This window comes from Pseudomonas sp. ITEM 17296 (assembly GCF_028895205.1).
GTDB lineage: Bacteria > Pseudomonadota > Gammaproteobacteria > Pseudomonadales > Pseudomonadaceae > Aquipseudomonas > Aquipseudomonas kermanshahensis.
In genome coordinates this window covers 151,620-175,509 of the sequence record NZ_WJRS01000010.1, presented here as the reverse complement: position 1 = coordinate 175,509, position 23,890 = coordinate 151,620, and the positions used below count along the sequence as shown (strand labels likewise).

Sequence of the window (23,890 nt, the reverse complement as noted above, 5' to 3'; positions counted from 1 at the left end):
GGCTAACCTGAACCCACTTTCAGAGGAGCCGGCACCATGCCTGCGACCCGTATCTGGTTGAAATCCCCCCTTGCCATCTTCACTGCCAACGGCGCCGACGCCCGTGGCGGGCTGGTCATCGAAGACGGCCGCATCACACAACTCCTGGCCCTTGGCGAAAGCCCCAGCCAACCGTGCGACCAAGTGTTCGATGCCCGCGAACATGTGGTAACCCCCGGCCTGATCAACACCCATCACCACTTCTACCAGACGCTGACCCGCGCCTGGGCACCGGTGGTCAACCAACCGCTGTTCCCCTGGCTGAAGACGCTGTACCCGGTATGGGCACGCCTCACCCCCGCGAAGCTGGCGCTAGCCAGCCAGGTGGCACTGGCTGAACTGCTGCTGTCGGGCTGCACGACTGCGGCCGATCACCATTACCTGTTCCCGCAAGGCCTGGACAACGCCATCGACGTGCAAGTCGAGGTGGTGCGCAAGCTGGGCATGCGCGCGATGCTGACCCGCGGCTCCATGAGCCTTGGCGAAGACGACGGCGGCCTGCCACCCCAGCAAACGGTGCAACAGGGTGAAGTGATCCTGGCCGACAGCCAGCGGCTTATCCACAGCTACCACGAGCGCGGCGAAGGCGCGCAGATCCAGATTGCCCTGGCACCCTGCTCGCCCTTCTCGGTCACGCCCGAGATCATGCGGGCCAGTGCCACACTGGCCGAAGAGCTGGATGTGCGGCTGCACACCCACCTGGCAGAGACCCTTGATGAGGAAGACTTCTGCCTGCAGCGTTTCGGCCTGCGCACCGTGGACTACCTGGACAGCGTCGGCTGGCTCGGCCCACGCACTTGGCTGGCTCACGGCATCCACTTCAATGGCGACGAAATCGCCCGTCTGGGCGCGGCCGGCACCGGTATTTGCCACTGCCCGAGCTCGAACATGCGCCTGGCCTCGGGCATCTGCCCAACCGTCGACCTTGAAGCCGCCGGTGCCCCCGTGGGCCTGGGCGTAGACGGTTCGGCCTCCAACGACGCCTCCAACATGATCCTCGAAGCCCGCCAAGCGCTGTACCTGCAGCGCTTGCGCTATGGCGCCGAGCAGATCACCCCAGAGCGTGCCCTGGGTTGGGCCACGCGCGGCTCGGCGCGCCTGCTGGGGCGCCAGGACATCGGCGAGCTGGCCGTCGGCATGCAAGCCGACCTGGCGTTGTTCAAGCTCGACGAACTGCGCTTCTCTGGCAGCCATGACCCGCTGTCGGCGCTGCTGCTGTGCGGCGCCGACCGCGCCGACCGAGTCATGGTCGGTGGCCAGTGGCGGGTCATCGATGGGCAAATCGAAGGCCTGGATATCCAGGGCCTGATCGCCGATCACCGCCAGGCGGCCGCGCAGCTCATCGCCGGTTGAGGCAACACAGGGCCTGGCCGGGCGCAATGCCTGGCCAGGCCCTGTAGAATGGCGGCAACCGTACCTGATCGAGATAACCAACTATGTATGACTGGTTGAACGCCCTGCCCAAGGCCGAACTGCACCTGCACCTGGAGGGTTCGTTGGAGCCCGAGCTGCTGTTTGCCCTGGCCGAGCGCAACAAGATCGCCCTGCCTTGGGACGATGTCGAAACCTTGCGAAGCGCCTACGCCTTCAACAACCTGCAGGAATTTCTCGACCTTTATTACCAAGGCGCGGATGTCTTGCGTACCGAGCAAGACTTCTACGACCTGACCTGGGCTTACCTGCAACGGTGCAAGGCGCAGAACGTCATCCACACCGAACCCTTCTTCGACCCCCAAACCCACACAGACCGCGGTATCCCCTTCGAGGTGGTGCTCAACGGCATCAACCAAGCGCTCAAGGATGGCCGGGACCAACTGGGCATCAGCAGTGGCTTGATCCTGAGCTTCCTGCGCCACCTCAGCGAAGACGAAGCGCACAAGACCTTGGACCAGGCACTGCCGTTCCGCGATGCCTTCATTGCCGTAGGCCTGGACAGCTCCGAAATGGGCCACCCGCCGAGCAAGTTCCAGCGTGTGTTCGACCGCGCCCGCAGCGAAGGCTTTGTCGCCGTTGCCCACGCCGGTGAAGAGGGCCCGCCCGAATACATCTGGGAAGCCCTGGACCTGCTGCACATCAAGCGTATCGACCACGGCGTACGCGCCATCGAAGACGAGCGCCTGATGCAACGCATCATCGACGAGCAGATCCCACTGACCGTCTGCCCGCTGTCGAACACCAAGCTCTGCGTGTTCGACCACATGAGCCAGCACAACATCCTGGACATGCTTGAGCGCGGGGTGAAGGTCACCGTCAACTCTGACGACCCGGCCTACTTCGGCGGCTACGTCACAGAAAACTTCCATGCCTTGCATACCCACCTGGGCATGACCGAAAACCAAGCGCGCCGCCTGGCGCAAAACAGCCTGGACGCGCGACTGGTCTGATCAGCCGTTGGCGTTGCGGTTACCCAACCTGCAACGTCTGCACGCGGGCAATGCGATTGATCTGCTGGATGCCCAGCGCCGAGATATGCAAAGCCCGCGTGTCCTCCGATTCGCGCATCCAGCCCGACTGCAGAAACAGCCTGAACAAGGCCTGCCCCAGAACGCCGCCCAAGTGTGGCCCCTGGTTGTTCCAGTCAGTGCAACGGCAGATCACACACCCCCGTTGCTGGTGCGGTGCCAAGGCATCTATGTAGACGCCGACCCGCGCCAGCTCTGCCCGCCCTTGTTCACTGACCACCAGTTGCCGGTCAGTGCCCTCCAACCAGCCCGCCACCACCAGACGGTGATACAACTCCCCGGCCAGCTCGCCGCCGAGGTGGTCACCGCAGCGCCGCGCCCTGCGTATCGACATCGGCAACTGCAAGGCTGCCGCCTCGGGCTGGTCGTCTCTGGCGCTGCCCAACTGCACGCTGGCCAGTGCTTCCACCGCTGCCCCTACCTGAGGCGTGGCCAGGCGGAAGTAGCGTTTGCGGCCCCGCGCCTCATGCCGCAGCAAACCCGCCGAAGACAGCAACGAGAGGTGGGCGCAGGCTGAAGACGAGGTCAGCCCGGTCATCATCGCGAGCTCGTTCGCCAGCCGTGGGGTGCCGTCAATCAGCGCCCACAACATGGCGCTGCGCTTGGGGTCGGCCATCAGGCTGGCGATCTGGCTGATACTGCTGACTGCGTTCATGTCCCTGTAACTCCCTGCACGTTTTTATATGGATGCAATGGCCAACCCTGGCACTGGGATCGCCTGCCTGACAGTCGCCGGCCTTGAGAGGGAAACCCTGCTCGCTGGCATCGGCGCTGGTCGCCAGTATAAGCCGCAGAAACCCCCTCTCAGGGCGCTAGCCGCTTCAGCCCACCTGTCAGAAGTCCACTGGGTATACCTACCCATGAGAGATGATGTGTCTGTGCAGTGAGCCCGCCCAATGCCCCGCAGTTGAGCAGTGCCCCAGCACTCAGCGGGACAGAGGCAGGTCATGAGCACTATTCGCCCTGCGCAAGTTAGGACGCGACCGACAAGCAGCTTCCATAAATAGCGCAAACAAAAGCGAAGCTTCTACATGCCTCCAGGTATTACACCCGGCGCATGATGGTCAGGAGGGAAGAACAGGGGGAAATGACCGTCAGTCAGACCACGGATGCCGGTCATGGCAGGCACAGGGCACAGCGCTACACTTCTTCCGCTCACACCCCATTGGAGGTATGCCGCGATGAAAATTGTCGTCAGTGCGTCGAGCCGCAACCCCGTTTGCCCTTGGCAGGTTCAGCTCGACCAACACGTGGTGAGTTTCCGCAGCGAGGCCGAGGCGCGTGCCTTCGTCGCCACATTGGAAACCCGCCTGCAGGCGCCTCACCCGCTTATGCAGGACGCCTGGCCTGCAAACGCCGGGTCAGCAGCGCGACACTGACCACCAGCGCCCCGCACAGGCTGATCACCAGTGTCATCGGCACCGCACTGCCATCGTGCAACAGCCCGACCAACGCCGCCGCGCCTGCGGCGACGCTGAACTGCAGGCAGCCCATCAGCGCCGAGGCGCTGCCTGCGCGTGCGCCCTGCCCGCTCATGGCGCAGGCCGACGCATTGGGGATGATGCAACCCAGGCTGGCGATACACACGAACAACGGCACCAACAGCGGCCACAACTGGCTCGGCCGCAGTGCGGCGACGCCCAGCAATACCAAACCTGCAGCCAGGTACATCCACACAGCACGCACCAGCAGGAAGGCTGGGCCGCGCTTGGCCAGCAAACGGGCATTGACCTGCGCCACGAGGATAAAGCCCGCCGCGTTGGTGCCGAACAACCAGCCATAGTGCTCGGCAGGTACGCCATATAACTTGATGAAGACGAATGGCGACCCCGCGATGTAGGCAAACATACCGGCAATGGCAATACCACCGGTCAAGGCATGGCCAAGAAACACCCGGTCATTGAACAAACGCAGGTACTGGCGCAGCGCCCCGGACAGCGGCTGGCGCGGCATGTCCGCCGGCAGGCTTTCCGGCAGGCCCAGGCTGACCGCCAGCAGGCAGGCCGCGCTGAACAGGCTCAAGGCGAGGAAGATCGACTGCCAACCTGCCAGGTTCACCAACACCCCGCCAAGCATTGGCGCCAGGATCGGCGCTAGGCCCATCACCAGCATCAACTGCGAGAACACCTTGGCCGACGCCACCGGGTCGCACTTGTCACTGACGATCGCCCGCGACAGCACCATCCCGGCACAACCGCCCAGGGCCTGGACGAACCGCGCCAGGACCAGGGTGTCAAGGTTGGGGGCATAGGCACAGGCCAGCGACGCCAGGGTAAACAGCGCCACGCCGAACAACAGCGGCTTGCGCCGCCCGAAGCGGTCGGCCACCGGGCCATAGGCCAACTGGCCGATGGACAGGCCAAGGAAGTAGGCGGCCAAGGTGGCCTGGACGTGTTTTTCATCGGTGGCGAAAGCCTGCGCCATCGCCGGGAAGGCGGGCAGGTAAAAGTCGATCGCCAAAGGCCCGAACGCACTCAATGCGCCCAGGATGAGCACCATTCGCAGGTTCATCAGGAATCCATAGCAGGCTAAGCAAGTGCGTAAGTCTACCTGCTAAGGACTCGACCAGCATGAAAAGATTTGCAACAAAACCGGGGGCCTCATGCGCCCCCGGCGCAGGGCTTCACGCCAGCTCGGCCTGGTAGCCCTCGTCACGAATCGCGGTAAGGATCTGCTCCACCGCCATGGCACTCTGCACCCGCACCTGCTTGCCCGCCAGGTCGACCTCGACCTTGGCATCGGCGTCCTGCCCCTGCACCGCACGGGTCACCGCTTTGACGCAATGGCCACAGGTCATGCCTTGTACATTGAACACTTGCATAGGGTTGCCTCCTTCAGGTTTTCACGCAGTTTCAAGCTTGCCATCGGGGCAAGGTCAAGCCCCTGCGCGCGTCCGGGCTGGAAATCCGCGCTCACGTCGGCCAAGCTGCGCCTTTGACGATCGGGCAAGCAGGAGATTCATCATGTTCAGGGCAGCATTGGGCGTCGTCGGGCTTTTGAGCGCGCTGGCTGCGGTGCCACCGGCCAACGCCGAAGGCAACTCGGACTACAGCGTACTGATCATTTCGCGGGAACGCCTGGAAGTGGCCACCAACTGCGAAATCGGCGTGTACCTCAACGATCAGCTCTCCGGGCGCGTATTCCAGGAGCAATCGACCGCCTTCAACCTGCCGCCAGGCCCTGTGGATATACGCCTGCGCCTACTGCCAGGGCAGACCCCCGGTTGCGCCCCCGGTATCGAAGACCAGCGCAGCACACGTTTGAACCTGCAGGCGGGCCAGATCAACAAATACCGGATTGCCATGGGCCACAATGGGCTGGAATTGAAGCGCGCCGGCCTAGGCTATTGACCTTGCCTACGTGGCAAGGTTGATGCTGGAGGCCAATCCAAGGAGGACAGCCATGCCCGCATCCACCACCTTCGACCTGCCGATTTCCGGCATGACCTGCGCCAGCTGTGCTGGCCGGGTCGAGCGCGCCCTGCGCAAGGTCGATGGCGCTGAACAGGTCAGCGTCAACCTCGCCACCGAACAGGCCCGGGTCCAGGCCCCGGCCAGCAGCCTGCCGGCCTTGCTCGACGCCGTGCGTGAAGCCGGCTATGGCGTGCCCACCCGTACTGTCGAGTTGCAGATTGGCGGCATGACCTGCGCCAGTTGCGTCGGCCGCGTCGAACGCGCACTCGGCAAACTGCCTGGGGTCGAGCAGGTCAGCGTTAACCTGGCCAGCGAACGCGCGCACCTCGAGGTGCTCGCGGCCCTCGACGACAGCCTGCTGATCGACGCCGTGCAAAAGGCCGGCTACAGCGCCAGCCTGCCGCACGCAGGCCACGATGATCAGCGCGATGCCCAGCGCCGCCTGCGCAACGAACGCCTGGCGGTCGGTGCCGCCTTGCTGCTGGCCCTGCCACTCGTCTTGCCCATGTTGGTTCAGCCCTTCGGCCTGCACTGGATGCTGCCCGCCTGGGCGCAGTTCCTGTTGGCTACGCCCGTACAGTTCATTCTCGGTGCACGCTTTTACGTGGCCGCCTATAAGGCCGTGCGTGCCGGCGCCGGCAACATGGACCTGCTGGTGGCCCTTGGCACCAGTGCCGGTTACGGCCTAAGCCTGTACCAATGGGCACAAGCCCCTGCCGGCATGGTTCCGCACCTGTATTTCGAAGCCTCGGCCGTGGTCATTGCCTTGGTCTTGCTGGGCAAGTACCTGGAGAGCCGCGCCAAACGCCAGACCGCCAGCGCCATTCGGGCCCTTGAAGCACTGCGCCCCGAACGCGCGGTGCGCGTGGTCGATGGCCGCGAAGAAGACGTGGCCATCGCCCAACTGCGTGTGGGTGACCTGGTCGTGGTCAAACCCGGTGAACGCTTCCCAGTCGATGGCGAAGTCGAGGAAGGCAGCAGCCATGCCGACGAGGCCTTGATCAGCGGCGAGAGCCTGCCAGTGCCCAAGCAGCCTGGCGACCCCGTCACCGGTGGCGCCATCAATGGTGAAGGGCGGCTGCTGGTGCGCACCCAGGCATTGGGTACCGAAACCGTGCTGGCCCGGATCATCCGCCTGGTCGAAGATGCCCAGGCGGCCAAGGCGCCCATCCAGAAGCTGGTGGACCGGGTCAGCCAGGTATTCGTCCCCGCCGTACTGGTGATCGCGCTGATCACGCTGATCGGCTGGTGGCTGGCCGGTGCCCCACTGGAAACCGCGCTGATCAATGCGGTCGCCGTGCTGGTGATTGCCTGCCCCTGTGCACTCGGCCTGGCAACGCCAGCGGCGATCATGGCCGGCACCGGTGTCGCCGCCCGCCACGGCATCCTGATCAAGGACGCCGAAGCCCTGGAGCGTGCCCATGCGGTAAACCGGGTCGTGTTCGACAAGACCGGCACCCTGACGTCCGGCAGCCCACGCGTGGTCCACAGCCAGGCACTGGTCGGCACCACCGCCGACCTGCACCGCTTGGCCGGCGCCCTGCAGCGCGGCAGTGAGCACCCATTGGCCAAGGCCGTGCTGGAGGCGTGCGCTGAGCAGCAACTGGATGTGCCAACGGTCGTCGACAGCCAGTCGCTGACCGGGCGTGGTATCGCCGGGCGGGTTGATGGCCGTGACTTGGCCCTGGGTAATCGCCGCCTGCTCGAAGAGAGCACGCTGCAACCCGGCGGCTTGGCCGCCAAAGCCCACGCGTGGGAGGCTGAAGGGCGTACGCTGTCCTGGCTGATCGAGCGCGGCGCGCAACCTCGCGTGCTGGGCCTGTTCGCCTTCGGCGACAGCCTCAAACCGGGCGCGAAGCAGGCTATCGATAGCCTGCACGCACAACACATCAGCAGCCACCTGCTGACCGGCGACAACCGCGGCAGCGCCAAGGTGGTTGCCGACGCCCTCGGGATCGACGACGTGCATGCCGAAGTGCTGCCTGCCGACAAGGCTGCCACCGTGACGGCACTGAAACAGGACGGCGTGGTGGCGATGGTAGGCGACGGCATCAACGATGCCCCGGCCCTTGCCGCTGCCGACATCGGCATCGCCATGGGCGGTGGCACCGACGTGGCCATGCAGGCCGCCGGCATCACCCTGATGCGCGGCGACCCACGCCTGGTACCCGCAGCCCTGGAGATCAGCCGCAAGACCTACGCGAAAATCCGCCAGAACCTGTTCTGGGCGTTCATCTATAACCTGGTCGGTATCCCCCTGGCCGCGCTGGGTTACCTCAACCCGGTACTCGCCGGCGCCGCCATGGCCCTGTCCAGCGTCAGCGTTGTCAGCAATGCGCTGTGGCTCAAGACCTGGAAACCCACCAGCAGCTCCCAGGAGGCCCCATGAACATCGGCCAGGCCGCCCGCCGCAGCGGGCTCAGCACCAAGATGATCCGCTACTACGAGTCCATCGGCCTGCTCAAGCCAGCCACCCGCAGTGACAGCGGCTACCGCCTTTATCAGCCGGAGGACCTGCACAGCCTGGCCTTCATCAAGCGCTCCCGCGACCTGGGCTTCTCCCTAGAAGAGGTCGGCAAGTTGCTGACCCTCTGGCAAGACCGGCAACGGGCCAGTGCCGACGTCAAGGCGCTGGCCATGCAACATATCGATGAGCTGAACCGGCGCATCGAAGAGCTGGTGAGCCTGCGCGATACCCTCGGCGACCTGGTCTCCCACTGCCAGGGAGACGAGCGGCCGGATTGTCCGATCCTGAAGGATTTGGCAAACGGAAACGTTGGCGGATGTTGCCGCTGAGGCTCGACACGACGCTTTGGTATGCCATATTCGCCTAAACACGACCGAATCATCGCCTAGTGCGACATTCCCTAATAAATACGGGCATTTGCCTTCATCTAATCCCGGACGCTGCCGATGCAGTAACTACCTGCCTCGTGTGTCGACAACAAAAAAATTCCGGGAGCGTCGATGAGCATCAAACAGAAACTGACCTGGGCATTCGCGGTCATCGCCGGCTTGCCCATCGTCCTCGTGGCCACCTTGGTGGTCCTCAACCTGCGCGGCGAAGCCCGCGACGGATTCCTCGACAGCAGCAGCCGGGAAATTCGCCAGGTCAGCAACGCGATGAACATCTTCTTCCAGGGCATCAACCAGAACGTCGAATACCTGGCCTCGCAACCCATGATTGCGGCCACGGGCAACAACCTGAACAAGTTCATGAGCGCCAACCCATCGTATGAGCTGGGCGAGCAGGACAAGCAGGTGCTTGAGTTCTTCACCCGCCTGGCCGATTCCCACCCAGGCTACGCCTACCTTTCCTACGGTGTCAGCGACGGCGGCTATGTCGGCTGGCCCGCGGGGCAGAAGTTCGTCAACTACGACCCCCGCCCTCGCCCGTGGTACCAGTTGGCCATGGCCAACCCTGGCAAAACCCTGCGTACCGGCGCCTATTACTGGGCCGCCGACGACGCCGTGCTGGTCAGCACCGTGCGCGCCGTGGCCAACCAGCTGGGTAACCCGGGTGGCGTGGTCAACATCGATGTGTCGCTCAAGGGCCTGACCCAGATCGTCCAGCAGATCAAGCTGGGTGAAAGCGGCTACCTGATGCTGGTGGAAAACAACGGCAACGTGATGGTCGACCCACGTGACGCCAGCCACAACTTCAAGCAGCTGGGCAGTTTCGGTAATGGCTATGCCGACCTGGCCAAGGCAGGTAAAGGGCTGGTCGAAGTCGAGCTCAATGGCGTGCGCTACATGGCCAACATCTACCCCGACGAGCAATTGGGCTGGACCTTCATCGGCCTGATCGAGCAAAGCGAAGTGATGCAGACCACCACCCGCCTGACGTGGTTGATCGGCACCATCGCACTGGTGCTGGCCGCGCTGTTCGCCGTGGTCGGTGCGGCGTTCGCCAAGCTGATCGTGCGCCCGATCAACAGCGTCACCAGCGGCCTGGAAGACATCGCCCAAGGCGAAGGCGACCTGACCCGCAACCTGGAAGTGCGCGGGCGCGACGAAACCGCCCAACTGGCCAGCTGGTTCAACCAGTTCCTCGGCGCGATCCGCAGCCTGATCCAGCACATCGGCTCTGCCGCCAGCAAGATCCTCAGCACCTCCACCAGCTCGACCCGGGTGTCCAGCGACATGGCCGAGGCGGCCGGGCGCCAGCGCGAAGCCGTGGACATGGTCTCTACCGCCTTCCACGAAATGGTCGCCACCGCCAACGAAGTCGCCCGCTCTTGCAGCCAGGCGGCGCAGTCGGCCGACAGCGGCCAGCAGCAAGCCCGTGAAGGCCAGCAGCAGATCGATGCAGCCGTGAACAGCGTCGACCGCCTGAGCCAGGAGATCGAGCAATCGGCCCAGTCGATTCAGCAGCTGGAACGCGACAGCAACGCCATCCAGTCCATCCTCGGCACCATTCGCTCGATTGCCGAGCAGACCAACCTGCTGGCCCTCAATGCCGCGATCGAGGCCGCCCGCGCCGGTGAACAGGGCCGTGGCTTCGCCGTGGTCGCCGATGAGGTGCGGGCGCTGGCCAAGCGTACCGCCGACTCCACCGCCGAGATCGATGGCCTGCTGGGCAACCTGGCCAGCCGCACCGCGGAGGTTGCCGAACAGATGCACGCCAGCCTGGAAGTGTCGCAGCAGTCGGTCAGCCGCATCGGCCTGGCCCGCGACAGCTTTGGCCAGATCCGTGAGTCGGTGGACGTGATTCGCGACATGAACACGCAGATCGCCACGGCAGCGGAAGAGCAGCATCAGGTGGCCGAGGACATCAACCGGCACATCAGCCAGATCCATGGCGATGCGCAACTGGTGGCCGAACTGGCCCAGGCTGCGCGCCAAGACTCGGAGAGCCTGGCAGGGTTGTCCAACGAGCTGGATTCGCTGGTACGACGCTTCCGCACCTGACAGCGCAAGCGACCTGTAGGAGCAGCCTTGTGCTGCGAAAAGGCCGGTAAAAACAGCATAGATTTTCGCTGCTATCACTGGCCTCTTCGCAGCACAAGGCTGCTCCTACAGTTTCAGTTCCCCTGGCGTCGCCCCAAACAACTGCTTGAACGCCGCGATGTAAGCCGAGGTCGAGTCATACCCACACCCCAACGCGGCCTCCGTTACATTCTCCCCCGCCTCCAGCAACGCCAGCGATGACAGCAGCCGCATGCGCTGACGCCAGTTGCGAAAGCTCAACCCCGTCTCACGCTGAAACAGCCGCATCAGCGTCTTCTCCGAACACTCCAGTTGCAGCGCCCATTGCTGCAGGGTCTGGGCTGTATCCGGTGCCGCGATCAGGCCATTACACAACGCCAGCAACCCCGGATGACGCGGGAGGGGCAACGAGAACCCGACTTCCGGCAACGTGCGCAACTGGTCGAGCAGCACCGCCACCAATCGCGATTCTGCGCTGTCGGCTTCCGGGTAATCCGCCGGGAACAGGCAGAACTGCTTGATCAACTCCCGCGCCAGCGGCGTCACCTCCAGCACCCGGCAGTGCTCCGACGCCCACGGGCAGGCATCGCGGCGCACGTACAGGCTGCGCATTTCGGCCTGCATCGACGTCACCACTTCGTGTTCGGCGTCCGCCGGGATCCACACACCCCACTGAGGGGGCGCGAAATAGCTGCCATCGCGGGTGTAGACGCCGAGAACGCCACTGATGGCGTAGGAAAACTGCACCCAGTCGTGCTGATGGCGAGTGGTCCAGGAGCCGGCCCCGAGGCTTTCGGCACGGGCATAAAGGGGCCTGGGCAGGTGGTCGAGCGCCGGGATAGCCCGGGGATGTCCGATGATCGGCATGGCAGTTTCTTGTAGTTCTGATCGGACAAGCCTACCAGTTGCGCGACATGACTGTGACACCTGCCCCGTCCTTCTTCGCGGGGGCCGCTACGCGGCCCCCCACCTGATCACCGTTCGACGATGACCGTCACCCCTTGCCCACCTGCCGCGCAAATCGATATCAAACCGCGGCCCTTCCCCGCCGTGGCCAGCAGCTTCGCCAGGTGGGCCAATATTCGCCCACCGGTCGCGGCAAAGGGATGCCCCGCCGCCAGCGAACTGCCTTTGACGTTGAGCTTGCTACGGTCGATTGCCCCAAGCGGTGCGTCCAGCCCCAGGCGATCACGGCAGTAGTCCGCGTCCTCCCAGGCCTTGAGGGTGCACAACACCTGGGCGGCGAAGGCTTCGTGAATCTCGTAGTAGTCAAAATCCTGCAGGCTCAACCCATTGCGCGCCAACAGGCGCGGCACTGCGTACACCGGCGCCATCAACAACCCTTCACGGCCCGTGACGAAATCAACCGCTGCGGTCTCGCCGTCAACCAGGTAGGCCAGCACCGGAAGCCCCTGTGCCTGCGCCCATTCCTCCGTGCCCAACAGCACCAGCGATGCGCCATCGGTCAAAGGGGTGGAATTGCCTGCGGTAAGCGTGCCCTGGCCACTGCGGTCGAATGCCGGTTTGAGCTTGGCCAGTTGCTCCAAGGTCAGGTCCGGTCGCAGGTTGTTGTCACGGCTAAGCGCCAGGAAGGGCGTGAGCAGATCATCCTGCCAGCCTTCGGCATAGGAGGCCGCAAGCCGCTGATGGCTAAGCAAGGTCAGTGCATCCTGCTCGGCGCGGTCGATCCGCCAGGCCTGCGCCATGCGCTCGCAATGCTCGCCCATCGACAGGCCTGTGCGCGGTTCGCCATTGCGCGGCAACTCAGGCTTCAGGTGGCCGGGGCGCAACTTCAGGAACGGCTTCAGCCGTTCACCCAGGCTTTTGCCGCGGTTGGCCTCCAGCAGTATGTGGCGCAACCCTTCGTTAACGGCAATCGGCGCATCGGAGGTGGTGTCGACACCGCCCGCGATGCCGCTGTCGATCTGCCCAAGGGCAATCTTGTTGGCCACCAGCAAGGCCGCCTCCAGCCCCGTGCCGCAGGCCTGCTGGATGTCGTAGGCCGGCGTGCGCGGCGACAAACGCGAACCGAGCACGCATTCGCGGGTCAGGTTCATGTCACGGGAGTGCTTCAGCACCGCGCCCGCCACCACTTCGCCCAACTGCAGCCCATGCAAGCGGTAACGCTCGATCAGGCCCTCCAGAGCGACGGTCAGCATCGCCTGGTTGCTGGCGGTGGCGTAGGCACCATTGGAACGGGCGAACGGGATTCGGTTGCCGCCAATGATCGCGACCCGGCGAGGTGAACGCATGCGCATGTTCCTCCTGAAACAATTTAAACCGTACAGCCTAGGTGTTTTTACCGCATTCGAACGACCTTGCCACAAAGTTGGTCCACACTTTCAAGCTTGCCTTCAGGGAGACCCACTCATGAGCGATCGCTACCTCGGCTTTGCCAACTCCAACCTCGGCCGCCGCCTTGTGGATGCCCTTGGCCTGCCACACCCGGCCCCGCTGGAGCGCTGGCAGGCAGGCCGCCTGCGCCCGGTAGAGGGTGCCCTGGTACTGGGTGGCGGGCCACTGACGCGCCAGGTAGAGGCCATCGCCCCACGCCTCACCGACGAACTCTACAGCTTCAATGCCGAAGGGTTACAGGCGCCGGCCTGGGTTGCAGGGCTTGGGCCGAAGCTCAAAGCCGTGGTGTTCGATGCCACTCACCTGTCCGACAGCGATGAATTGAAGCAGTTGCGCGAATTTTTCCAGCCGTTGCTGCGCAGCCTGGCGCCCTGCGCCCACGTGGTGATCCTCGGGCGCGCGCCAGAAGGCCTCGACGACCCACTGGCTAGTGTCACGCAACGGGCGCTCGAAGGGTTCAGCCGCTCGCTGGCCAAAGAGCTGCGCAACGGCGCGACCGCACAGTTGCTGTATATCGGCCAAGGTGCTGAAGACCAGTTGGAAGGTGCCCTGCGCTTCTTCCTTTCGCCCAAGAGCGCGTTCATTTCTGGCCAGGTGCTGCGCCTTGAAGCCTGCGCCAGCCAGGTCGAGGACTGGACGCGCCCGCTTGGCGGCCGACGTGCCCTGGTGACCGGCGCTGCACGCGGTATCGGCGCGGCGATTGCCGAAACCCTGGCGCGAGACGGCGCCGAGGTGCTGCTGCTGGATGTGCCGCAAGCCCGGCAAGACCTCGAAGCCCTCGCCGCGCGGCTGGGCGGCAAGGCACTGGCGCTGGACATCTGCGCCAATGACGCCGCAGCGCAGTTGCTCGAAGCGCTGCCCGGGGGTATCGACATCGTGGTGCACAACGCCGGCATCACCCGCGACAAGACCCTGGCCAACATGACCCCCGAATATTGGGATGCGGTGATGGCCGTGAACCTCAAGGCACCGCAGGTACTCACCCAGGCACTGTATGACGCAGGCGCGCTCGGCGAGAACGCACGCATCACGCTGCTGGCGTCGGTCAGCGGCATTGCCGGTAACCGCGGGCAGGCCAACTATGCGGCGAGCAAGGCCGGCTTGATCGGCTTCGCTCAGGCCTGGGCGGCAAAACTCGCAGCGCAGGGTGCCAGCATCAATGCCGTGGCCCCCGGCTTCATCGAAACGCACATGACCGCCGCCATGCCCATGGGGCTGCGCGAGGCCGGGCGCCGCTTGAGCTCACTGGGCCAAGGCGGGCGGCCACAAGACGTCGCCGAGGCCATTGCCTGGCTCAGCCAACCCGGCTCCGGCGCGGTCAATGGCCAGGTGCTGCGGGTCTGTGGCCAAGCGCTGATGGGGGCCTGACCATGAGCCGACACTGGCACGACCTGCACGCCCCGGACTCACGCGCGAGCCTTTACCTGCGTGCGGCCAGCAAGCGCAAGATCAGCGGCGACAAGCTGCCCGACGAAGGCCTGCGCTGCGTGATGGGGGTTCAGCCCGACAACCTGGCAGCCTACCGCCGACTCTGCCACTTCACCGACGATGGCCGCCTGCCCGCTACTTATCCCCATGTGATGGCCTTCCCCCTGCAATTGCAGCTGCTGACGGCGCACAGCTTCCCCTTCCCCTTGCTCGGGCTGGTGCATCTGCAGAACCGCATCGAGGTGTTGCGGCCACTGGGCGGCATCGATGCATTACGTTTCGCCGTCTACGCCGACAACCTGCAACCCCACGCCAAGGGCGCCACCTTCGACCTCATCACGGAAGCCGAAGATGCCCTGGGCCTGCTCTGGCGCGAATGCAGCCGCACGCTGGTGCGCGGGCTACGCTTGGAGGGCCAGGCCAGCGAGCAAACAGACAGCGCGCCTGACGCACTGGCAGAGGCGAGCCGCTGGTATGCCGACAGCGATATCGGCCGGCGTTACGCCAAAGTCTGTGGCGACTACAACCCGATTCACCTGAGCGCTGCCAGTGCGCGACTGTTCGGGTTCCCCAAGGCCATTGCCCATGGCATGTGGAGCAAAGCCATGGCACTGGCGGCCCTGCGCGGGCACCTGCCGAACAGCGGCTACAGCTTCGAGGTGGAGTTCCGCAAACCGGTGCGATTGCCTTCCGAGGTGGTGCTCAGTGCCAGCGAAGCCGGGCCAGAAGGTGAACTACGGCTGGATGGGCAGGGTGAATTGCTGCACATGGTTGGCCGTTGGGGTGGCCTGTAGGCGCACGCCTCTTGCTTTGCATCGGGCCTGCGCCGAAGCTATGCGGCATTAGGAGACCCCCGATGAACCTGCAAGAACTCACCGTACGCCTGCACCGGATCCGCGACAACAACGATTGGCGCGGCTTCCACAGCCCGAAGAACCTGGCCATGGCCGCCAGCGTTGAAATGGCCGAACTGGTCGAAATCTTCCAGTGGCTGAGCGAGGACCAATCCCGCCAGCTGCCTGCCGACACACTCGCCCACGCCGGCCAAGAGGTGGGCGATGTGGTGCTCTACCTGTTGCTGCTGTGCAGCGAGCTGGGCCTGGACATGGACCAGGTGGTAAGGGCCAAGCTGGCCGACAGTGAAAGGCGCTTCGCCCGATGAACGACCGTCACTTCGATGAACTGGCCACCCGCTTCGCCGAGAAAATCTACGGCGGTGCCAAGGGCGCCATTCGCCTGGCCGTGCTGCAGGCCGACCTGGCCGAAACCTTGCCCGATCGCCCACTGCGCATACTCGACATCGGTGCAGGCCTGGGCCACATGGCCCTGTGGCTGGCACAACGCGGCCATCATCTGACCCTCGCCGAACCCGCCGCGCCCATGCTCGACGGTGCCCGCGCGCGCTTTGCCGAGGCAGGCCAGACGGCCACCTTCATCCAGGCGCCGTGGCAGGACCTGCTTGGCCAGCTGACCGAACCCTACGACCTGGTGCTGTGCCACGCCGTGCTCGAATGGCTGGCCGAACCGGAAAGCATCCTGCCCGTGCTGCACCAGCTCACTGCGCCCACCGGGTGGCTTTCGCTGGCGTTCTACAACCGCGACGCACTGGTCTATCGCAACCTGCTCAAGGGCCATTTCCGCAAACTGCGCAGCAACCGCCTGGAAGGTGAAAAGCAGAGCCTGACTCCGCAGAAACCCCTTGATCCGCGTGAGCTCAAGGCGCAACTTGATCCTATGTGGCAGGTCGAAAGCGAGAGTGGCGTCAGGGTGTTCCACGACTACATGCCCAAGGAGTTCCAAGCCAAGGCCGAAATGCTCGACCTGCTGGAAATGGAACTGGCCCACCGCCGACACCCAAGCTTTGCCGGGCTCGGTCGCTACCTGCACTGGATCTGCCGCCCCCGCTGACCCCGCCCGCCGGGAGGAATACATGCCGTACCGTCTGTTGTGCCTGGCCCTGCTGCCCCTTGCCCTGGCTGCCTGCCAGGGCAGCAACCCGTATGTCGCCAGTAGCCGCCCCTTACCGCCCGCCCCTGCGCAGGCGGCCACCACCTTCGATGCCAGTGCCTACCCGGCACCCGCCCGCGACTACGGGCACTATCGCAGCTGGAGCTGGCGTGACGGCCAGTTGCCCAGCGGCACAGCCAATGCCGACCCGGCACAACTGGCCGATGCCATCAGCGGCGCGCTCGACCAGCATGGCCTGCGCCCTGCCCGGGGCAGCGCCGGCGATTTGCTGGTAAGCGCCGACATGCGCCTGGAAAAACGCCTGCGCCAAGTACGTGACTACGACACCTACGACCCCTACTACGGCCCCTACCCCTACGGCAGCGTGGGTTACGGCGGCTACCGCAACGGCTACGGTGCCTATGCCAGCACGCCGATCGTGCGCACCTACGAGGTGGAGGTGATGGTGGTACGCATCGACCTGTACGACGCTCGCAGCGGCCAGCCGGTGTGGAGCGCCAGTGCTGAAAGCAACAGCGACAAGGACTCGCCGCGTGATCGCGAAAGCGCCTTGCGTGATTCGGTGCACAAGGCGCTCAGCGGCTATCCTCCCAGTTAACGTTTATCGGAGAACCATCATGTTGCGCCGTCTCGTTCTACTGTCATTTGCGCTGGTGCTCACGGCCTGTTCGAGCAACAACGTCCAGCAGGATTTCGACGCCAGCCGCGATTTTGCCGCCTACCGCAGCTGGGCGTGGCAGGAACCCGGCTTGCAATACCGCCCGGACGACCCTCGCATCAAAAGCGACCTGACCGAGCAGCGCATTCGCCAGGCCGTGGCCGACCAGCTCGACCAACGCGGCCTGCGCCCGGCACCGGGCAATGCGCGGCCTGACCTGAAAGTGCGCGCCTACCTCATCGTCGAGCAGCGTCAGCAGCAGATCACTACCAACTATGGCGGTGGCTGGGGTGGTTACTGGGGTGGCTACTGGGGCGGGCCGATGTACAACGAAACCCGCAGCGTCGACTACAAGGTCGCCACCATCCAGGTCGACATGTTCGATGGGCGGGACGACAAGCTGGTCTGGCGTGGCAGTGCTGAACAGATCATGAACAATTACCCGCCAAGCCCGGAAGAACGTAACAACGCGATCCAGAATACGGTGACCAATGTGCTGAGCAACTACCCACCCGGCAGCAAGAAGTAATGCGCCGAGGCCCATCGTCGGCTTGCCGGCGATGGGCCAACACAAGCCCCGTCAGCTGCGACATCTTCTGACCCCGTCACGCCTTTTTCCCTTCCCGCCGCGCCCGCTTGCAACTTCGCGTCTACCCTGAATTCAAGGAAACCTGACTGACCGGGTAGAAGTGTTCAACAATTAGGGAAGGCGACCTGCCAATGCAAAGCATTGTTCTTCTGATGTGGCTTGCCTTGTGCTCCGAACAGGATGTGCGTCAACGGCAGATCTCCAACGCGCTGACCCTGGGCGTCGCGGCCTGCGCCCTGGCCTGGCTGTTCGCCACCGGCCACAGCTGGATCGGTGCCGAAGCCAGCGACGCCGGTTGGGCGTTGGCCATCGTCATGCTGCTGACGTTACCCGGCTACATGCTCGGGCGTTTCGGCGCCGACGACGTCAAATTGATGGGCGCCCTGGCGCTCGCCACCAGTCCTCAATATGTGCTCGGCACCTTCATTGGTGCGGGTATCACAGTCGTGCTCTGGCTGCTGTCGCGTCGCCGCCTGTGGACCTTGCTCAACCCTAAGGTCAAGAAGCGCTTGCAGGCCCTGACGGAGCAAATGGGCGACAAACAGGCCTTCGTACCGTACGTCCTGGCGGGCTTTATGCTGACAGCGGTATGGATCCAATAATCATCCCTGTTGTCCTATAACTTGTACGGACCTTGTACAGAATCGCCAAGTGCGACTACTTTTAAGCTGCCGGAGTGTCTAGCCCGGGAGCAGGGCCGATTACGAACAGGGAGTTGATCGTGAACAAGCCGTCCAGTGAAGTGAAGGTGCTGGTGGTCGATGACCAGCCATTGATCGTCGAACAACTGTGTGAATACCTCGAAAGCCAGGGCCACGTGTGCGTCCCAGCCCATTCCACCGCCCAAGCCATCGAACGCTACTCGGCCGACCCGAAGATTGGCCTGGTGCTGTGCGACCTGCACATGCCCGAGCGTGATGGCATCGACCTGGTCCGCGCCTTGAAGGAGCTGGCCGGCAACAAGCGCATGTTCGAAGCCATCATGCTTACCGGTCGTGCCGACAAGCAGGACGTGATCCGCGCCTTGCGCGCGGGCTTTGTCGACTATTACCAAAAACCGGTAGATTTTGACGAACTGCTCGAAGGCTTACGCCGTCAGGAAGCGACGCTGTTGGAGCGTCAGCGCAACATGAAAGACCTCGGTGGCCTCAACCAGCGCCTGCAGGACCTGGCAGAGTCGGTCGACGAGCTCTACCACGACCTGGAAAAGGCCCGCGGCCAAGGCGTGCACCGCCGTGCCAGCGATGTTGAAGAAAGTGAAAACGAGCTGCCCGCCGTCTTCGAGAAGCTGTCGCCGCGTCAACTGGAAGTGGCCCGCCTGGTGAGCAAAGGCAAGACCAATTACCAAATTGCCTGTGAACTGGGCATTACCGAGAACACCGTGAAACTCTACGTTTCCCAGGTGCTGCGCCTGACCCACATGCACAACCGCACGCAGCTGGCGCTCGCACTGACGCCGAGTTCTTCACCGGTGCATCAGCGCTTTACCGCTCATTGAAATACTGGCCTGTCAGCGGCATCCGATTTGCCGTTGATAGGCCATTAGCCCCAGGGCTCATTCCATCTGGTAGGTAAGGTTTAGCGTCACGCGTGGCCCGCGGCTCAGGCTATCCAGGGCAACATCGGCCAAGGGCTTCGCGACCTCCACCGCCAAATTGAAGTAGCGCCCATCCCCCAACCGCAGCCCCAGCGCAGCGGACGCCATGTGGGCATCCTCGACATTGCCGCGGTTGTACCAGGCCTGGGCAGCATCGAGTACCGCATAGGGTTGCAGCACCTTCAGCCAGTTACCGTTGTGCCGAACACGGTAGCCAAGCTCGTACGCTACCCCCCACCCCTTGTCCCCCGCTGCCTGGTCGCGTGGATAACCGCGGCCGAAAGCTTGCCCGCCAAAAACCGCCCGCTCGCTGTCGGGCAGCGTGTCGTCACTCCAGTACAAGGCACCAGACGCCACCCCCTGCCAATCATTGAACAACGCGTCGCTCTGCAACCCCGAGAGGCGAAAACGCAGAAAGTCCAGGTCATAGTCGGCGTCGCTGCGTGCCCCCAGGTAATCCAGGCCTTGATAGACGCCGGCACTGACGATACGCAAGCGGCGATCGTCGGCCTTGCGCCAATTGCCTTCAAATGACACCGCGCGTACGTAGCTGTCGTAGTCGTGTGACGGCGACAGCCCCGCAGGCCGATCTTCGAGGTGCTCACTGATCGCGTAGAAGCGCCCCGCCACCGTCATCCACTCATCCGCCTTGACGATCAGCGGCTGGCCAAGGCCAACCGAATAACGCTCGCTATCACGCCGCTGAGTCAAATCGCTGCCGTCCTCCAGCCGAATTCGGGTGCCCGGCGTGCTGCGATAGCGCGAAGCAGACACCAGCAACTGGCTGCCTTCAGCATCCAGGTACTGGCTGTAGTCCAACCGCTGGTAATGCGCCTGGTCATCGCCGGGCGGCAGCAACACGCTTGCCTGGAACTGTTCGGCATAGCGGGTCTGGGCGTTGCTGGTGACGGTGAACAGCGCCTGGGCGTCCTCACGGCTGCCATCGCTTACGGTAACGCCAGCGGCGAACGGCGTACGCCGCGCATGGACCGTCAGCTGAGCGGCGCCCTCAGGCGACTGCGCCGCAGCCAATTCAGCGTCCACCGCCACGCCGGGGAGGCGCTCGGCCAGGCCCATATAACGATCGAGCGTTTGCCGCGTCAGCGGGCGTTCCGCCTGCAAGCGCTGCAGCAACTGCTGCAGGTAGGTGCGGGCCGAGCCGATGTCGCCTTCCAGCCGGTACCCGTGGATATAGCCCTCGACCAACACCACCTCAACACGGCCGTCAGCGACATCCTGCGGCGGGAGGTAAGCGTACGACAGCAGGTAGCCTTCTTGCCGGTAACGTTGAGTAAGGCGCGCGGTGAACTGCTGCAACTCGCCCAGCGTGGTTTCACGCCCGATCAACGGCTGGTAGTGGTCACGCAGGTCACTCAAGGGGAACACCGTCCCCCCTTCGAAGCGCACCTTGTGCAACACCAGCCGGGTCTCCAGCGGCGCCCAGCCTGCCGCGCTGGCGTTCGGCAGCGCCAGCTGCAGGCGTGGGGCAAGTGGGCGGTAGGTGTCCAGCGGCAGGTTGGCGGCGGGCAGGCGACGCTCGTTTTCGTGGCTGTCGAGAAAGCCCGGCAACGGCTCCGCGCGGGCCACCAAGGCCCAGGGCAGCAACAAAAGAGGCATGACCAGAGGACGCATAGGACGCTCCATGATCCCTCGTGTACCGGGGCGCCAGCCGGTCACACCCGTCTTGTGCAAAGCGTAGGTGCTGGCCCGGCAATCGTCGAACGGCTACTCGCTGACCTGAAACGCCACCCGCGCGGTCTCGCCACTTTCATCCAGCGCGCTGAGCTCGATCTGCCCGGGCCGTTCGAAACGTACCAGCAGGCTGTCCTGGCCTTGGGTCTCGCCCAACGGCTGGCCGTTGAGGAACCACCAGCGCCGCCCGCCGCCGCCCAAGGCGGAAACGTGCAATTGCAACGGTTCGCTGCTGGTTGCCGGACGGCGCAGGTTGTCCCCCGGGCGCACGCCGACAATCGACAGCGGGGGTGCGCTGGCGGGCGCCTGCGGCGGGCAGGCCGGGTCTACTGCCGGCAGGCGCGCTGCACGCCGTTCGACCCTGGGCAGCCAAGGCTCCAGCGGGGCGGGCCAGAGCGCGATGTCGCGTACCTTGGCCCCAGGGCAACTGCCGTCGACCCGCAGCCCTTGCGCATTAACCCAGACGCGCTCACGCAGGCCCAGCCCGAGCGGCTGATCGGCCGCCTGCAAGGTCGGCGGCGTGGTGCCGTCGAGGGTCCAGGCAAAGCGCTGGCGGCGGCAGTTGGGGTCTTGCCGATTCATCGGCTGGCCCAGCGGCCAGCAGATGGCTGCCACGCCGATGGTAGGGGGCACCTGCTCGACCGGCACGCTGATACCGCGCTGGGCATCGCGGTTGCTTAGCAGGTCATGCACCTGAAGCATCAACGGCGCCGCCGAGGCCAGGCCGAACTGCCCGGGTACCGGTGTACCGTCGGGGCGGCCGATCCATACACCAATCAAGTAGCGCGGGCCGACCCCAACCGACCAGGCGTCACGAAAGCCATAGCTGGTACCGGTCTTCCAGGCCAGTTGCGGGCGCTGCACCAGTTCGGCGTGCGGGTCGCGGTCGGGGCGTGCCTGGCCGCTCAGAATACGCCGGATAATCCAAGACGCCCCTGGCGACAGCAGGCGTCGCTCTACCAGCGGGTCCTGCGGCTGCAGGCGGATGCGCGCACTGTTGCCGGCCCGGGCCAGCGCCGCATAACCGCCGACCAGGTCTTCCAGGCGGCTGCCCGCCCCCCCGAGGATCAACGACAAGTTGGGCTCGGCCAAGGGCGGCAGCATCAGCGGCATGCCGGCCATGCGCAATTGTGCGGCGAAGCGTTTCGGGCCATACGCTTCCAGCAACTGAACGGCCGGCAGGTTGAGCGACAGCGCCAGTGCCGAGCTGGCCGACACCGGCCCGCTGAACCCCATCGAGAAGTTGCCGGGCCGATAGTCGCCGTAGCGCCTGGGCACATCCTGCAGCAGCGATTCGGAGTGGATCAGGCCGTCATCCAATGCCATGCCGTAGAGGAAGGGTTTGAGCGTGGAACCGGGCGAGCGCAATGAGCGCACCATGTCGACGTGGCCGAAGCGGCGTGCGTCGCTAAGGTCGATCGAACCCAGGTAGGCGCGCACTGCCATGGTCTGCGCCTCGACCACCAGGATCGCCGCCGACGTGCGCTCCGGCAGGCGTGCGCGCCAGCCCAGCAGCAGGTCTTCGAGGCGCCTTTGCAAGGCTGCGTCTAGGGTGGTGCGGATTAGCGGTGGGCTATTCGCCGTGTTAAGCCGCCGCGCCAGCAACGGCGCCAGTGCCGGTTCCTGACGTGGCGCCAGCAGCAAGGGCTCCTCGGCAGCTTCCTTGAGCTGCTGGGCTGGCCATACCTGGTATTCCTCCAGGCGCTGCAGCACTTTGTCGCGCGCACGCTGGGCACGCTCGGGGTGGCGGTCCGGGCGCAAGCGGCTGGGTGCCTGGGGCAGCACCGCAAGCAGCGCCGCCTCGGCAGGAGTCAGGTGTTTGGGCGATTTGCCCAAGTACGCCCAGCTGGCCGCTGCCACGCCCTGCAGGGTGCCGCCAAAGGGTGCACGGTCGAGGTAGATCTGCAGGATTTCGCGCTTCGACAGGTGCCACTCCAGCTGCGCTGTACGCCATAACTGGCGCAGCTTGCCGGCCAGCGTCCGGTCATGCGGATCGAGCAGGCGCGCCACCTGCATCGACAACGTACTGCCCCCCGACACCACACGCCCTCCGCGCAGGTTCAGCCAGGCCGCACGGGCCAGGGCCAGCGGGTTGACCCCAGGGTGGCGATAGAACCAGCGGTCCTCGTAGGTCAGCAACGCCTGCAGGTACAACGGCGAGACCTCTTCCGGGCTGACCGGGTAGCGCCACACGCCATCGGCGTCGGCAAAGCGCCACAACGGCGTGCCGTCTTCGGCCAGCACCACCCGCGCCAGGTCGTCGCCGGGCATGGGCAACGGCCAGATACGGTCGGCCAGCCACACCAGGCCCACGGCCAGGACCAGGGTGATGGCGCTACCACGCACAATCCTGCCCGCACGCGTGCGCGGCCGCGCTAAGCTTGGCATCGGGAACCGACTTGGCCAACTGATGGCCAAAGGCTTGGGAACGGCAACCTCGCCGGTGTGTTGATCAGGAAGCAACTATGCATGTAGAAGATTTTTTCGGGTGGCTGGGCCACGCACTCGGGTCGTTGATCCGCTTTATCGTCGACGCATTGAGCGGGCTGTTCAACCTGCTGGCCAATGCCGGCGGCAATTTCATCGATGGCCTGGCACGCACCCTGGGCATGGACACCTCGCTGGTCAGCATCCTTGCCCTGGTCGTCGGCCTGATGCTGCTGTACTCGGCAATCCGCGCCTTCATGCGCGCTTCGATCATCCTCGGGATCATCTGGTTGGTGCTGGGGTTGTGGGTGATGAGCTGGGTGATTCACTAAA

Annotated in this window: 23 protein-coding genes and 1 pseudogene; 17 read left to right on the top strand and 7 right to left on the bottom strand. The window is 64.6% G+C overall.

The window, feature by feature from the left end; all coding sequences use genetic code 11:
• Nucleotides 1-36 precede the first annotated feature (36 nt).
• Nucleotides 37-1,392, top strand: a complete 1,356-nt coding sequence (locus tag GIB19_RS14080; protein ID WP_085273981.1) for an 8-oxoguanine deaminase — start codon at nt 37-39, stop codon at nt 1,390-1,392.
• Nucleotides 1,393-1,475: 83 nt separating this feature from the next.
• Nucleotides 1,476-2,423 carry an adenosine deaminase gene (locus GIB19_RS14075; protein WP_274886875.1) on the top strand — a complete coding sequence of 316 codons (948 nt, stop codon included), beginning with the start codon at nt 1,476-1,478 and terminating at the stop codon, nt 2,421-2,423.
• Nucleotides 2,424-2,442: 19 nt separating this feature from the next.
• Here GIB19_RS14075 and GIB19_RS14070 read toward each other — a convergent pair whose 3' ends face one another.
• On the bottom strand, nt 2,443-3,156 hold the full coding sequence (locus GIB19_RS14070) for an ArsR/SmtB family transcription factor (RefSeq protein WP_274886874.1): 714 nt from the start codon (nt 3,154-3,156) through the stop codon (nt 2,443-2,445).
• 526 nt (nt 3,157-3,682) lie between these two features.
• Between GIB19_RS14070 and GIB19_RS14065 the strand changes: the two genes are divergently transcribed.
• Entirely contained in the window at nt 3,683-3,880 is a 198-nt protein-coding gene (locus tag GIB19_RS14065; protein WP_081717509.1) for a hypothetical protein, read from the top strand.
• Here GIB19_RS14065 and GIB19_RS14060 read toward each other — a convergent pair.
• Nucleotides 3,831-5,012, bottom strand: coding sequence for a multidrug effflux MFS transporter (locus tag GIB19_RS14060; protein ID WP_099452812.1), 1,182 nt, complete (start codon nt 5,010-5,012; stop codon nt 3,831-3,833). The genes GIB19_RS14065 and GIB19_RS14060 overlap by 50 nt on opposite strands.
• A 112-nt stretch (nt 5,013-5,124) precedes the next feature.
• A complete protein-coding gene (locus tag GIB19_RS14055; protein ID WP_027594977.1) occupies nt 5,125-5,322 on the bottom strand; it encodes a heavy-metal-associated domain-containing protein in 198 nt (65 codons plus the stop codon).
• 142 nt (nt 5,323-5,464) lie between these two features.
• On the opposite strand from GIB19_RS14055, the gene GIB19_RS14050 reads away from it, so the two are divergent.
• The 5 genes and pseudogenes from GIB19_RS14050 to GIB19_RS28435 all read left to right on the top strand — a co-directional run bounded on the left by GIB19_RS14050 (nt 5,465) and on the right by GIB19_RS28435 (nt 10,825).
• Nucleotides 5,465-5,851, top strand: a complete 387-nt coding sequence (locus GIB19_RS14050) for a hypothetical protein (protein WP_027594976.1) — start codon at nt 5,465-5,467, stop codon at nt 5,849-5,851.
• A 52-nt stretch (nt 5,852-5,903) separates the two neighbouring features.
• Nucleotides 5,904-8,303, top strand: coding sequence for a heavy metal translocating P-type ATPase (locus GIB19_RS14045; protein ID WP_274886873.1), 2,400 nt, complete (start codon nt 5,904-5,906; stop codon nt 8,301-8,303).
• Nucleotides 8,300-8,710 carry a Cu(I)-responsive transcriptional regulator gene (gene cueR / locus GIB19_RS14040; RefSeq protein WP_099428260.1) on the top strand — a complete coding sequence of 137 codons (411 nt, stop codon included), beginning with the start codon at nt 8,300-8,302 and terminating at the stop codon, nt 8,708-8,710. Before GIB19_RS14045 ends, cueR begins: the two co-directional genes overlap by 4 nt.
• A gap of 171 nt (nt 8,711-8,881) precedes the next feature.
• A pseudogene (locus GIB19_RS28440) lies at nt 8,882-9,967 on the top strand (HAMP domain-containing protein); the annotation flags it as partial.
• A gap of 90 nt (nt 9,968-10,057) precedes the next feature.
• Nucleotides 10,058-10,825: a methyl-accepting chemotaxis protein gene (locus GIB19_RS28435; RefSeq protein WP_371098032.1), complete on the top strand. Its 768-nt coding sequence runs from the start codon at nt 10,058-10,060 to the stop codon at nt 10,823-10,825.
• A gap of 105 nt (nt 10,826-10,930) precedes the next feature.
• Here GIB19_RS28435 and GIB19_RS14030 read toward each other — a convergent pair whose 3' ends face one another.
• The gene (locus tag GIB19_RS14030; protein WP_274886872.1) at nt 10,931-11,710 is read right to left on the bottom strand and encodes an AraC family transcriptional regulator; all 780 of its coding nucleotides are present in this window, start codon (nt 11,708-11,710) and stop codon (nt 10,931-10,933) included.
• A 107-nt stretch (nt 11,711-11,817) separates the two neighbouring features.
• Nucleotides 11,818-13,095, bottom strand: a complete 1,278-nt coding sequence (locus GIB19_RS14025) for an acetyl-CoA C-acetyltransferase (RefSeq protein WP_265969663.1) — start codon at nt 13,093-13,095, stop codon at nt 11,818-11,820.
• A gap of 118 nt (nt 13,096-13,213) precedes the next feature.
• Here GIB19_RS14025 and GIB19_RS14020 point away from each other — a divergent pair, with 118 nt between their 5' ends.
• From GIB19_RS14020 to GIB19_RS13985, 8 genes are all read left to right on the top strand, one after another.
• Nucleotides 13,214-14,566, top strand: a complete 1,353-nt coding sequence (locus tag GIB19_RS14020; protein ID WP_027594970.1) for a 3-oxoacyl-ACP reductase — start codon at nt 13,214-13,216, stop codon at nt 14,564-14,566.
• A gap of 2 nt (nt 14,567-14,568) precedes the next feature.
• A complete protein-coding gene (locus GIB19_RS14015) occupies nt 14,569-15,420 on the top strand; it encodes a MaoC family dehydratase (protein WP_274886870.1) in 852 nt (283 codons plus the stop codon).
• Nucleotides 15,421-15,482: 62 nt separating this feature from the next.
• Nucleotides 15,483-15,788 carry a MazG-like family protein gene (locus GIB19_RS14010; RefSeq protein WP_274886869.1) on the top strand — a complete coding sequence of 102 codons (306 nt, stop codon included), beginning with the start codon at nt 15,483-15,485 and terminating at the stop codon, nt 15,786-15,788.
• Complete coding sequence (locus GIB19_RS14005) at nt 15,785-16,534, top strand: methyltransferase (RefSeq protein WP_274886868.1); 750 nt, start codon at nt 15,785-15,787, stop codon at nt 16,532-16,534. The genes GIB19_RS14010 and GIB19_RS14005 overlap by 4 nt, the downstream gene beginning before the upstream one ends.
• 22 nt (nt 16,535-16,556) lie before the next feature.
• The gene (locus tag GIB19_RS14000) at nt 16,557-17,192 is read left to right on the top strand and encodes a DUF4136 domain-containing protein (RefSeq protein ID WP_085273990.1); all 636 of its coding nucleotides are present in this window, start codon (nt 16,557-16,559) and stop codon (nt 17,190-17,192) included.
• Nucleotides 17,193-17,211: 19 nt separating this feature from the next.
• Nucleotides 17,212-17,781, top strand: a complete 570-nt coding sequence (locus tag GIB19_RS13995) for a DUF4136 domain-containing protein (protein ID WP_274886867.1) — start codon at nt 17,212-17,214, stop codon at nt 17,779-17,781.
• Nucleotides 17,782-17,972: 191 nt separating this feature from the next.
• Nucleotides 17,973-18,443, top strand: coding sequence for an A24 family peptidase (locus GIB19_RS13990; RefSeq protein ID WP_274886866.1), 471 nt, complete (start codon nt 17,973-17,975; stop codon nt 18,441-18,443).
• A 119-nt stretch (nt 18,444-18,562) separates the two neighbouring features.
• Nucleotides 18,563-19,339, top strand: a complete 777-nt coding sequence (locus tag GIB19_RS13985; protein ID WP_099428252.1) for a response regulator transcription factor — start codon at nt 18,563-18,565, stop codon at nt 19,337-19,339.
• 57 nt (nt 19,340-19,396) lie between these two features.
• Here the strand turns inward: GIB19_RS13985 and GIB19_RS13980 are convergent, their stop codons facing one another.
• Together GIB19_RS13980 and pbpC are read right to left on the bottom strand one after the other, a co-directional pair.
• Nucleotides 19,397-21,070, bottom strand: a complete 1,674-nt coding sequence (locus tag GIB19_RS13980) for a ShlB/FhaC/HecB family hemolysin secretion/activation protein (RefSeq protein WP_274886865.1) — start codon at nt 21,068-21,070, stop codon at nt 19,397-19,399.
• A gap of 93 nt (nt 21,071-21,163) precedes the next feature.
• Entirely contained in the window at nt 21,164-23,518 is a 2,355-nt protein-coding gene (pbpC, locus tag GIB19_RS13975) for a peptidoglycan glycosyltransferase PbpC (RefSeq protein ID WP_274886864.1), read from the bottom strand.
• Between the two features lie 77 nt (nt 23,519-23,595).
• Between pbpC and GIB19_RS13970 the strand changes: the two genes are divergently transcribed.
• Nucleotides 23,596-23,889, top strand: coding sequence for a hypothetical protein (locus GIB19_RS13970; protein ID WP_027594960.1), 294 nt, complete (start codon nt 23,596-23,598; stop codon nt 23,887-23,889).
• Nucleotide 23,890 lies beyond the last annotated feature (1 nt).

Bases quoted from the DNA above. Each gene is read 5' to 3' on its own strand.
- GIB19_RS14055 (WP_027594977.1), bottom strand. From the start codon at position 5,322: ATGCAAGTGTTCAATGTACAAGGCATGACCTGTGGCCATTGCGTCAAA.
- GIB19_RS14045 (WP_274886873.1), top strand. From the start codon at position 5,904: ATGCCCGCATCCACCACCTTCGACCTGCCGATTTCCGGCATGACCTGC.
- pbpC (WP_274886864.1), bottom strand. From the start codon at position 23,518: ATGCCAAGCTTAGCGCGGCCGCGCACGCGTGCGGGCAGGATTGTGCGT.
- GIB19_RS14005 (WP_274886868.1), top strand. From the start codon at position 15,785: ATGAACGACCGTCACTTCGATGAACTGGCCACCCGCTTCGCCGAGAAA.
- GIB19_RS13970 (WP_027594960.1), top strand. From the start codon at position 23,596: ATGCATGTAGAAGATTTTTTCGGGTGGCTGGGCCACGCACTCGGGTCG.
- GIB19_RS14025 (WP_265969663.1), bottom strand. From the start codon at position 13,095: ATGCGTTCACCTCGCCGGGTCGCGATCATTGGCGGCAACCGAATCCCG.
- GIB19_RS14075 (WP_274886875.1), top strand. From the start codon at position 1,476: ATGTATGACTGGTTGAACGCCCTGCCCAAGGCCGAACTGCACCTGCAC.
- GIB19_RS14060 (WP_099452812.1), bottom strand. From the start codon at position 5,012: ATGAACCTGCGAATGGTGCTCATCCTGGGCGCATTGAGTGCGTTCGGG.
- GIB19_RS14050 (WP_027594976.1), top strand. From the start codon at position 5,465: ATGTTCAGGGCAGCATTGGGCGTCGTCGGGCTTTTGAGCGCGCTGGCT.
- GIB19_RS14020 (WP_027594970.1), top strand. From the start codon at position 13,214: ATGAGCGATCGCTACCTCGGCTTTGCCAACTCCAACCTCGGCCGCCGC.
- GIB19_RS13995 (WP_274886867.1), top strand. From the start codon at position 17,212: ATGTTGCGCCGTCTCGTTCTACTGTCATTTGCGCTGGTGCTCACGGCC.
- GIB19_RS14080 (WP_085273981.1), top strand. From the start codon at position 37: ATGCCTGCGACCCGTATCTGGTTGAAATCCCCCCTTGCCATCTTCACT.
- GIB19_RS14015 (WP_274886870.1), top strand. From the start codon at position 14,569: ATGAGCCGACACTGGCACGACCTGCACGCCCCGGACTCACGCGCGAGC.
- GIB19_RS14000 (WP_085273990.1), top strand. From the start codon at position 16,557: ATGCCGTACCGTCTGTTGTGCCTGGCCCTGCTGCCCCTTGCCCTGGCT.
- GIB19_RS14065 (WP_081717509.1), top strand. From the start codon at position 3,683: ATGAAAATTGTCGTCAGTGCGTCGAGCCGCAACCCCGTTTGCCCTTGG.
- GIB19_RS14070 (WP_274886874.1), bottom strand. From the start codon at position 3,156: ATGAACGCAGTCAGCAGTATCAGCCAGATCGCCAGCCTGATGGCCGAC.
- GIB19_RS14010 (WP_274886869.1), top strand. From the start codon at position 15,483: ATGAACCTGCAAGAACTCACCGTACGCCTGCACCGGATCCGCGACAAC.
- GIB19_RS13990 (WP_274886866.1), top strand. From the start codon at position 17,973: ATGCAAAGCATTGTTCTTCTGATGTGGCTTGCCTTGTGCTCCGAACAG.
- GIB19_RS14030 (WP_274886872.1), bottom strand. From the start codon at position 11,710: ATGCCGATCATCGGACATCCCCGGGCTATCCCGGCGCTCGACCACCTG.
- GIB19_RS28435 (WP_371098032.1), top strand. From the start codon at position 10,058: ATGGCCGAGGCGGCCGGGCGCCAGCGCGAAGCCGTGGACATGGTCTCT.
- GIB19_RS13980 (WP_274886865.1), bottom strand. From the start codon at position 21,070: ATGCGTCCTCTGGTCATGCCTCTTTTGTTGCTGCCCTGGGCCTTGGTG.
- cueR (WP_099428260.1), top strand. From the start codon at position 8,300: ATGAACATCGGCCAGGCCGCCCGCCGCAGCGGGCTCAGCACCAAGATG.